The following is a 1,770-nucleotide window of genomic DNA, read 5'->3' as shown; positions in this document are numbered from 1 at the left end:
CCACCTCCCAATCACCGGATCATAGAACCTTGCACCGTAATCGTAAAGTCCCGTTTCCTCCTGTAACTCCTTATGATTATAAAGGTACTGATTTTTTGGACTTGGCGTAGTACCTTGTAAACTTTGTATGGCATACCCAAAAGCATAATAATCGCTCCGTTGCGAGTTCAGCGGCGTCATCTGGGTAGCGTCTGATGCGTTCCAGGTTGTGGTAATCCTGGTATCACCCAAATGATCCTTTAAATCATACTCGTACTTGTATACGGATCCGCTTTTCCGCGCCCGGCCTTCTTCTGTCGAGATAAAATCAAGCACCGGGGTTGCGGTAGAATATTGATACTGGATGCCAGCGATGTATTCTGTAACAGTGGTTATGCCGCTATTCGTTGATAGTTTCCTGAGTTTTCGGCCTGTGGCATCATAAATATAGGCTATTGATATCCCTGATTTGGTTACCGTTTGCGGCAGATTCAGCATATTATACGCCTGCGTAAGCCCACGGTTCAGGTCGGTAAGCTGGCTGCCATTGCCGTCATAAGTGTACTCGCCCGCCTGGCTTACCGCATTGTTAAACCCTGCTGTGGTACCGGCATCATCAATCCTGTCAACCTTATTACCACTTACATAGATATAATTCAGGTTGTCTATCAATTGCGCTGCTGCTCCGTTTTTGTCATAACGTTTCAGCGTCTGGATATTGCCCATATTGTCATATACCAGGGTTTCACTGTAAAAACCGTCGTTTGCTGCCGAAGTGGTCGATATCGCATCCGTTAGYCTGTTCAGCTTATCGTAAGTATAGTTATAGGTGAGCGCAGGCAGGGTGGCCCCCGATAATGCCCCGGTCAGGGTCTTCACMCTGCCGATGTTGCCATTATACTGAGGCGTTGCCGCATCGTCATACTTTAAATCCATGCCGAACTGGTCGTTCAGGTCGGTACTGGTCAGCGGGTCGTTGGTCAGGCTTCCATTATTGATATTGGTAAGCCATCCCCGTGCATTATACCGGTAGTCCACATTCTGCAAAAAACTGGTTCCGTTCAATGAATGCAGGCCCTTTTGCTTCAACTGGCCAAGTTCGTTGTAATTGCTTTGCGCAACCAGTACCTGTGCCTGGGCGGCGTTGGCACCGTCTTTCAAGGTATTGTACGATTTCAGCTTACGGCCCATGTGGTCATACGTATACACGTCAGTCGAAGTAAGCGAAAGTGTAGCAGCCGTACCCCCGCTGTTCTTTACATTGTGGTAGCGTACTACCGATATTGGTTGCTTTACAAAATTGTAAACGGGCTGCACATCGTCATAGTTGTACTGGCTCAGTGCCGATGAGCCGCCCAGGTAATGCTGTGTAAACGTACGGATGGTTTGACTTTTGACTTAAATCATGGCGTACCCCTGCCGGTAGAAGCAGGGTCAGGCTATCCACTCATACTGCGCGAGGCGTTAGCCACAGGCCGGTACCCGTTGCTATCCTTTACGCGAGCTGCGGGTATACAAAAACACCCGGATGAATTAAACATCCGGGTGTTGCATATTTATTACTTAGCATGGCATTTACCTGTCAGCGGGCCACAAGCCTGGAGACTCATATCTTTGTAAATATTAATAAACAGGACTAAGGGCAGCACTTTGACGGGAGCCTACAGACACCGCATCGCGGATGTCGGCCGCAAGATAAACCTGCCTTTAGTTTCTTTTTACCAAGCCAGAACAGTACTTAAGGAGATAGACAAATGTTCTATCATCCTGTATAAGACTATGAGAAAAGGC

The 1,770-nt window shown here is 47.8% G+C and carries 1 protein-coding gene; it reads right to left on the bottom strand.

From position 1 onward, the window contains the following. Positions 1 to 1,296: RHS repeat-associated core domain-containing protein (locus AC1DU2_RS30810; RefSeq protein ID WP_477389465.1), on the bottom strand; the 1,296-nt coding region annotated here is incomplete at its 3' end. Positions 1,297 to 1,770: the final 474 nt, after the last annotated feature.

The sequence above is a fragment of the Mucilaginibacter sp. P4_C11 genome, assembly GCF_056402115.1.
The sequence above is the reverse complement of the archived record's forward strand: the minus strand, read 5'-3'. Positions and strand labels throughout refer to the sequence as shown.